Source organism: Streptomyces sp. NPDC002490 (assembly GCF_040296045.1).
Lineage (GTDB): Bacteria > Actinomycetota > Actinomycetes > Streptomycetales > Streptomycetaceae > Streptomyces.
The window spans coordinates 92,278-100,087 of record NZ_JBEOWM010000025.1; the positions used below are offsets into that span (position 1 = coordinate 92,278).

At 73.5% G+C, this 7,810-nt stretch carries 7 protein-coding genes; 4 read left to right on the forward strand and 3 right to left on the reverse strand.

What is annotated here, in order from left to right:
- Window positions 1-4 precede the first annotated feature (4 nt).
- Window positions 5-577, reverse strand: coding sequence for a helix-turn-helix domain-containing protein (locus ABT092_RS18170; protein WP_351244941.1), 573 nt, complete (start codon window positions 575-577; stop codon window positions 5-7).
- 250 nt (window positions 578-827) lie between these two features.
- Between ABT092_RS18170 and ABT092_RS18175 the strand changes: the two genes are divergently transcribed.
- Together ABT092_RS18175 and ABT092_RS18180 are read left to right on the forward strand one after the other, a co-directional pair.
- Window positions 828-1,868, forward strand: coding sequence for a DUF8017 domain-containing protein (locus ABT092_RS18175; protein WP_351244943.1), 1,041 nt, complete (start codon window positions 828-830; stop codon window positions 1,866-1,868).
- Between the two features lie 75 nt (window positions 1,869-1,943).
- A complete protein-coding gene (locus tag ABT092_RS18180) occupies window positions 1,944-3,221 on the forward strand; it encodes an MFS transporter (RefSeq protein WP_502968457.1) in 1,278 nt (425 codons plus the stop codon).
- A gap of 10 nt (window positions 3,222-3,231) precedes the next feature.
- On the opposite strand, the gene ABT092_RS18185 is transcribed toward ABT092_RS18180, so the two are convergent.
- On the reverse strand, window positions 3,232-4,092 hold the full coding sequence (locus ABT092_RS18185; protein WP_351244947.1) for a spermidine synthase: 861 nt from the start codon (window positions 4,090-4,092) through the stop codon (window positions 3,232-3,234).
- Window positions 4,093-4,158: 66 nt separating this feature from the next.
- A complete protein-coding gene (gene tuf, locus ABT092_RS18190; RefSeq protein ID WP_351244949.1) occupies window positions 4,159-5,337 on the reverse strand; it encodes an elongation factor Tu in 1,179 nt (392 codons plus the stop codon).
- A 354-nt stretch (window positions 5,338-5,691) separates the two neighbouring features.
- Between tuf and ABT092_RS18195 the strand changes: the two genes are divergently transcribed.
- The gene (locus tag ABT092_RS18195; protein ID WP_351244951.1) at window positions 5,692-6,429 is read left to right on the forward strand and encodes a TVP38/TMEM64 family protein; all 738 of its coding nucleotides are present in this window, start codon (window positions 5,692-5,694) and stop codon (window positions 6,427-6,429) included.
- A 138-nt stretch (window positions 6,430-6,567) separates the two neighbouring features.
- A partial coding sequence (locus ABT092_RS18200; protein WP_502968458.1) for an FAD-dependent monooxygenase occupies window positions 6,568-7,810 on the forward strand: 1,243 nt, incomplete at its 3' end.

The window sequence follows — 7,810 nt, forward strand, 5'->3', positions numbered from 1 at the left end:
GGGGTCACCGAGCCGGTGGAACGGCCACCGCCATGGTCATCTCGACGGGGGCGGTGCCGTCGTTGCGGTAGGCGTGGGGGACGTTGGCCTCGAAGGTGGCGGAGGTGCCGGCGGGCATCGGATGGGCGGTTCCGTCCACGACGAGGGTCATCTCCCCGGCCGTGACGTGCAGGAGCTCGACGGTGCCGTTGGGGTGCGGGTCGGAAGCACTGCCCTCACCGGGCATCAACCGCCACGACCACAGCTCCAGGGGGCCGCGGCGTTCGGTGCCCACCAGGAGCGAGTTGCGGCTGCCGGCCTCGGTGGACCACATCCGGACCGCCTGCTCCGCGGCGACCAGGCGGACCTGGGGGCCCTGTTCGTAGTCCAGCAGGGTCGCGATGCTGATGCCGAGGGCGTCCGCGAGCTTCACCGTGGTGCCGACGCTGGGGTTGGTCCGGGCCTGTTCGATCTGGATGATCATGCCGCGGCTGACGCCGGAGCGGGCGGCGAGGGCGTCCAGGGTGAAGCCGCGCTCCCCGCGCCAGCGCTTGAGGTTGCGGGCGAGGGACTGGGTGAGCTGATCGAGGTCCGACACGTTCCGTCCAAGGTCTGGGCTGGCGCGCCGTCGACGCGGCGCCACGGCGGTGCACCGCACTGTACTTCCCGCGCCGTCCCAGGTGGCGGGCGCCGTTCGGTGCGCCGGGGCGCACCGAACGGGACGCGCTGGCACCTCGGCCGCCGGACGGGTGCCGGGGGCGGCGCTCGCCACCCGGCGCGCCGACCACCACGAACCCGTCGAACACCCGTGACCGGGTCGTTGCCCGCCACCACTAGGGTTACTGCCCATGTGGCCAGGACAGCAGCAGCCCGGGGGCGAGCAGAACCCGCACCAGCGGCAACCGAATCCGTACCAGCAGCCGGGGTACCAGCAGCCCAACCCGTACCAACAACCCGGGTACCAGCAGCCCAACCCCTACGCCCAGCAGCCGGGGCAGCAGGCACCGTGGGGCGCGCCCACCGTGCCGGCGGGGCCGGTGGTGCCGGGCCCGGGCGGCGACGGCGGCAAGGGCGGCGGGAAGCGGACCGCGTTCGTGGCGATCGGAGCCGCGCTCGCGGTCCTGGTGGCCGCCGGTGTCACCGGGTACCTGGTGCTGGGCGGCGAGGAGGGCGAGGGCGGGAAGCAGAAGGACGCCAAGGGCGCTGACACGAGCACGTCCCCCTCGGCCCCGGCGGCCCCGGCGGAACCTTCCGCCACCGAGAATCCGCGCGGCGGCGAGGAACTGAAGCCCACCGTCGCCGGGTGGAAGGTCGTCTACAACCCCAAGCGCGGGGTCGCCTTCGACGTGCCGGCCGACTGGGAGGTCGACCAGCCCGGGATGTCCGTCGGCTTCGAGGACTCCAAGTCCGACAAGATCAAGCCCCTCATCGTGATGTCGGCCCCCGCCTACTACAAGGCCGAGTGGTGCACGTCCGACGACGACAAGGACGGCAACAGCAGCAAGACCGCCCTGGCCACCGTGGGCACCAAGGGCGCCAACGGCGCCACCAGCGCCGAGGACGCCGCCGTCCGCCAGGCTCCCTGGTGGGTCTACGGCGGCTACACCCAGCCCGACCGCAAGAGCATGCGGTTCGACGAGAAGGGCACCCCCTTCACCACCGCCTCCGGCATCAAGGGCAGCATCGCCCGCGCCCACTCGGTGAACACGCCCAAGAAGGGCGCGTGCATCACCGACGGCAAGTCGGTCGCCTTCGGTTTCAAGAACTCCAAGGGCGACTACGTCGCCTGGAACCTCTTCGGCGCCAAGGGCGTGAAGGAGGAGGTCCCGGACGCACTGATCACCCAGATCCTCAAGACCGTGAGACTGCACGGCGAGCCCACGGACTGACCCCCGGCGGCCCCGCGGCGGTGGCGGACGGAAAACGAGTTGGCCCCCGACCGGTTCATGACCAATAGTCCCGGAGTGAACTCCGCCACCGCCAAGCGCTCCCGGTCGCCCCGCTGGGCCGGCCGCAACTACGTCCTGCTGACCGCCGCCACGGTGATCACCAACCTCGGCAGCCACGGCGCGCTGATCGCCGCCGCGTTCGCCGTCATGGAGTCGGGCGGCAGCACCGGTGACGTGGGACTCGTGGCGGCGGCGCGCACCGTGCCGCTGGTGCTCTTCCTGCTCATCGGCGGGGCGGTCGCGGACCGGGTGCCGCGCCACCGGGTGATGGTGGCCGCGAACGCCCTCAACTGCGTCTCCCAGGCGGTGTTCGCGGCCCTGGTCATCACCGACGGGGCCACCCTCTGGCAGATGATGCTGCTCTCCGCCCTCGGCGGCACCGGGCAGGCGTTCTTCAGCCCGGCCTCCGAGGGCATGCTGATGTCCTCGGTCACCGGTGAACAGGCCAGCCGCGCCTTCGCCCTGTACCGGATGGCCATGCACGGGGCGGGCATCGGGGGCGCGGCACTCGGCGGAGCCATGGTCGCCGCCCTGGGGCCCGGCTGGGTCCTCGCGATCGACGCCGCCGCCTTCGCCCTGGCCGGTGCCCTGCGGGCGTTCCTCGACGTGCGGCACATACCGGCCCGGGAGCCCGGGGCGGGACTGCTGGCGGACCTGCGGGACGGCTGGCAGGAGGTGATCGGCCGCCCCTGGCTCTGGTCGATCGTGGCGCAGTTCTCCGTCGTGGTCGCCGTCATCGGGGTCTCGGAGGCCGTGTACGGGCCGCTGGTGGCCCGGGACGAGCTGGGCGGCGCGGCTCCCTGGGGGTTCGCGCTGGGCGCCTTCGGCGTCGGCACGGTCCTCGGGGCGCTGTTGATGGTGCGCTGGAAGCCGCGCCGACTGCTGTACGTGGGCACCCTGTGCGTGTTCGTGCAGGCCCTGCCGGCCGCCGCCCTCGCGGTGGCGGCGCCCCTGTCGGTCCTGGTGGCGGTGATGTTGGTGAGCGGGGTCGCCATCGAGGTGTTCGGCGTCTCGTGGATCACCGCCATGCACCAGGAGGTCCCGGAGGAGAAGTTCTCCCGGGTCTCCGCGTACGACTGGTTCGGCTCGGTGGGTCTGGTCCCGGTGTTCACCGCGCTGGCCGGCCCCGCCGAGGGGGCCTTCGGCCGGTCGACCGCCCTGTGGGGCTGTGCGGTGCTGGTGGTCGTGGTGACCGCGGCGGTGCTCTTCGTCCCCGACGTGCGACGACTGACCCGGCGGGAGGCGCCCGCAGTGGAACCCGCCGAGCCGCCGGTGGCCGACCCCGTCCGTTGACCCGACGCCCTCAACCGACCCGGAAGGCTCCGCCCGGCGGCTCGGGCGAGGCCACCGCCTCGGCGTCCCGCACCGCCGTCGCGCCCCCGATGCGGGAACGCAGCGCAGGGCCGTGCTCCACCCGGGCCGGGAAGGCGTCGCCGGCCGCCCGGCGCGCCAGGTCGGCCACCGGCAGCGGGGCGTACGAGGCGACGAGGACGAGGTTGCCGAACCGGCGCCCGCGCAGGACGGCCGGCTCGGCGATCAGCGCCAGTTCGGGGTAGACGGCCGCGAAGGCGGCCAGTTGGGAACGGAGGAAGGCGAAGGGCGCGCCGTCGGCGAGGTTCGCCGCGTAGCAGCCGTCCTCGCGCAGCACCCGGCCCGTCTCCCGCGCGTAGTCGAGGGAGGTGAGGTGGGCCGGGACCCGTGAACCGCCGAACACGTCGGCGATCAGGAGGTCCGCGGACCGCGCGGGGGCCGCGGCCAACCAGGCGCGGGCGTCGGCCCGGTGCACCGCGATCGGCTCCCCGGGGTCGAGCGGGAGGTGCTCGGCGACCAGTGCGCTGAGCCCTCCGTCCGCCTCCACCACCTGCTGTCGGGAACCCGGGCGGGTGGCGGCCGCGTACCGGGGCAGGGTGAGCGCCCCGCCGCCGAGGTGCACCACGTCCAGCGCACGGCCCGGCGCCGCGGTGGCGGCGGTGTCGATGACGTGCCCGAGCCGGCGGGCGTACTCGAACTCCAGGTGGGTGGGGTCGTCGAGGTCGACGTACGACTGCGGGGCGTCGTCGACGGTCAGCAGCCAGGCGCGGCGGCGGTCGACGTCGGGCAGCAGTCGGGCGGTGCCGTGTTCCACGGCCCGGACGACGGGTACGGGTTCCTCGGGTTGCTCCACCCCTCCATTGTCGCCGCCCGCGTCCGGTGCGACCGCCGTCGACGGCGGTCGCACCGGAGCCCTCGCTCAGTCGACCCGGGACACGGTCCCCGCACCGACGGTCCGGCCGCCCTCCCGGATCGCGAATCCGAGTCCGGGCTCCAGCGGCACGGCCCGTCCCAGTTCGACGGTCACCGTGACGGTGTCGCCGGGGCGGGCCACGGCGGTCTCCCCGAGGTCCACGTCCCCGACGACATCGGCGGTGCGCAGGTAGAACTGGGGCCGGTACCCGGTGGTGAGCGGCGTGGACCGACCGCCCTCGGCCGCGGAGAGCACGTAGACCCGTGCCGTGAAGCGCCGGCTCGGCACGGTGCTGCCCGGGGCGGCCACCACGTGGCCGCGGCGCACCGCGTCCCGGGCGGTCCCGCGCAGCAGCAACGCCACGTTGTCCCCGGCCTGCGCCTCCTCCATGGGCTTGCCGAAGGTCTCGACGCCGGTGACCACCGTGGTGAGGGCCTCGGGGCCGGTGCCGAGCACCTCCACCCGGTCCCCCACCCGCACCGTGCCCCGCTCCACCGCCCCGGTCACGACGGTGCCGCGGCCGGTGATGGTGAGGACGTTCTCGACGGAGAGCAGGAACGGGGCGTCGACGTACCGTTCGGGCACCGGTACGAAGGTGTCGACGGCGTCGAGCAGCGCCACGATGGACTCGGTCCACTGGGGGTCGCCCTCCAGCGCCCGCAGCCCGGACACCCGCACCACCGGCACGGCGTCCCCGCCGTAGCCGTGCGCGGTGAGCAGCTCGCGGACCTCCAGCTCCACCAGGTCGGTCAGCTCCTCGTCGCCGGCGTCCGCCTTGTTGATGGCGACGACGACGTGGTCGACGCCGACCTGCCGGGCCAGCAACACGTGTTCGGCGGTCTGCGGCATGACGCCGTCGAGCGCGGAGACCACGAGGATCGCCCCGTCGAGCTGCGCGGCCCCGGTCACCATGTTCTTGACGTAATCGGCGTGGCCGGGCATGTCGACGTGGGCGTAGTGCCGGGTGTCGGTCTCGTACTCGACGTGGGCGATGTTGATGGTGATGCCGCGCGCGGCCTCCTCGGGGGCGCGGTCGATGCGGTCGAAGGGCACGTAGGTGCCGGTGCCCCGCTCGGCGAGCACCTTGGTGATCGCCGCGGTCAGAGTCGTCTTGCCGTGGTCGACATGGCCCATGGTGCCGATGTTGAGGTGGGGCTTGGTGCGGACGTAGGCCGTCTTGGCCATGGGAGTTCCTCGCCTCGTGGAGGTGCGTGACGGGTCCGGAGCGACGCTCCGGACCGGGGACCCCTCGGTGTCGCCGACCCTCCCCCTGCGGGGTCCGCCGGACGATCCGGGAAGGGTCAACTTCGGGCGCCGCCGACGGTCACGGACGAGCAGACGACGGCAGCCTTCGGGGCATCCGCTACCGCGGATGCTGCGAGGAGGAAGGCGTGCCGGAACATGGGGAGATCGTCGCGCAGTCGGCGGTGCGCGTCGACCGAATTAATCGCGCCGGGCCCGCGACCCGCCGGTGCGGCCGGGGCGCCGGGACCGCCGCCCCTACGACGATCATATGTGCGGGTCGGTTACGCTCCCCGGATGCTGGAGACCACCGCCACCCGGCCCGCACCGATATCCGCGACCGTCCCGGCGCGTTCGACGGCCACGGCCGTCCGCCTGGCGGGTGCCCTCTGGTCCCCCTGGTCGCGACTGTCCCTGTTGGCGGTCCTGTTGGCGGGTGCCGCGCTCGGCATGGTGGCGTTCGAGCCGCAGCGGCTGCTCGCGCACGAGGGGTGGCCGGTCCAGTTGCAGGGGGCCGCGGCGGCGGTGGTGTTCGCCGTGCTCTACGGCGTGTGCACAATGGTGTTCGTGCCCCGCCCCTTGTTGAACCTGGCGGCCGGTGCCCTGCTCGGGGCGAAGTTCGGGCTGGGGGCGGCGATCGCGGGCACCGTCATCGGGGCGGCGATCGCCTTCGGGCTGGGCCGGGTCCTGGGGCAGGACGCCCTGCGCCCCCTGCTGCGGGGACGGTGGCTGAAGGCCGCGGACGGGCAACTGAGCCGTCACGGGTTCCGCTCGATGCTGGCGGTACGGCTGTTCCCCGGGGTCCCGTTCATCGCCGCCAACTACTGTGCGGCGGTGTCCCGCATGGGCTGGTCGCCCTTCCTGCTCGCCACCGCCGTGGGGTGCGTCCCCAACACGGCCGCCTACGTGATCGCGGGCGCCCGGGCGGAGACCCCCACCTCGCCGGGGTTCCTGGTGGCCATGGCTTTCATCGCCGTCACCGGAGTCGGCGGTGCGCTGGTCGCCTGGCGCAAGCGGCACCGGTTGCGCGCCTGATCCGCATCCCCTCGCGGGTCGGGCCCGACCCGTCCGGGTGTCCGCCTCCCCCGTTGCGCGCGGGGCGGCGCCGCACGGCTCCCGCCCTGCTACCTTGTGTGACTCATCGTGCACATGACGTCACTGTGGGGAGTCTGCGTGAAGGTCGCCTGCGTCGGCGGCGGGCCCGCCGGTCTGTACTTCTCGATTCTGATGAAGCGCCACGACCCGTCCCATGACATCACCGTCTACGAACGCAATCCCCCGGGATCCACGTACGGCTGGGGCGTGACCTACTGGAGCGCGCTGCTGGACCGGCTGCGGGAGGGCGATCCGGAGTCGGCTCGGGCCGTCCGGGAGCACGCGGTGAGCTGGCGCCAGGGCGTGGCGCACGTGGGTGACCGCACCACCGTGCAACCCGGCGACCAAGGGTTCGGCATCGGGCGGCAGGCGCTGCTCACCCTGCTGGCGCGGCGGGCCGAGGCCCTCGGCGTACGGGTCGTCTTCGACCGGAACGTCACCGAGCCGCCCGAGGCGGATCTGGTGGTGGCCGCGGACGGGGTGCACAGCGCCCTGCGGCAGCGGCACGCCGCCCACTTCGGCACCGGGGTGACCACCGGCCGCAACCGGTACGCCTGGCTCGGCACCTCCCGGGTCTTCGACTCGTTCACCTTCGCCTTCGCGGCGACCGACCACGGCTGGATCTGGTGCTACGGCTATCCGTTCAGCACCACCCGCAGCACCTGCGTCGTCGAGTGCTCGCCCGTCACCTGGCACGGGCTGGGGCTGGACCGCGCCGACAGCGCCGAGGGGCTGGTCCTCCTGGAGAAGCTGTTCGCCGAGCCCCTCGACGGCCACCCGCTGATCGGTCGCGAGCACTCCGCCGAGCCGGCGCAGTGGCTCACCTTCCGCACCGTGACCAACCGCACCTGGCACCGGGACAACCTCGTGCTCCTCGGCGACGCGGCGCACACCACGCACTACTCGATCGGCGCCGGCACCACGCTGGCCCTGGAGGACGCGATGGCACTGGCCGACGCCCTGCACGACGCGCCCGAGCTGGGTACCGCCCTGCGCCGCTACGAACGGGAACGGCGCACCGCGCTCGTACCGGCGCAGAGCGCGGCGCGCTACAGCGCCCGGTGGTACGAGGACCTCCCCCGGTACCTGGCGCTCCCTCCGGAGCAGATGTTCGCGTTGCTCGGGCAGCGGCACTCACCGCTGCTTCCGCACCTGCCGCCGCGGCTGTACTACCGGCTCGACCGGGCGGCGGGGCGGCTGGACGCGCTGCGCCGGGTCAAGCGGTGGGACGCGGGTGCGCTCGTGGACCAGGTCGTCTCGTCGCTCGGTCAGCAGCCGCAGGATCGTCGTCTGGTCTTCCCGCACGACGGGGCGGAGGTCG

Bases quoted from the DNA above. Each gene is read 5' to 3' on its own strand.
- ABT092_RS18175 (WP_351244943.1), top strand. From the start codon at position 828: ATGTGGCCAGGACAGCAGCAGCCCGGGGGCGAGCAGAACCCGCACCAG.
- ABT092_RS18195 (WP_351244951.1), top strand. From the start codon at position 5,692: ATGCTGGAGACCACCGCCACCCGGCCCGCACCGATATCCGCGACCGTC.
- tuf (WP_351244949.1), bottom strand. From the start codon at position 5,337: ATGGCCAAGACGGCCTACGTCCGCACCAAGCCCCACCTCAACATCGGC.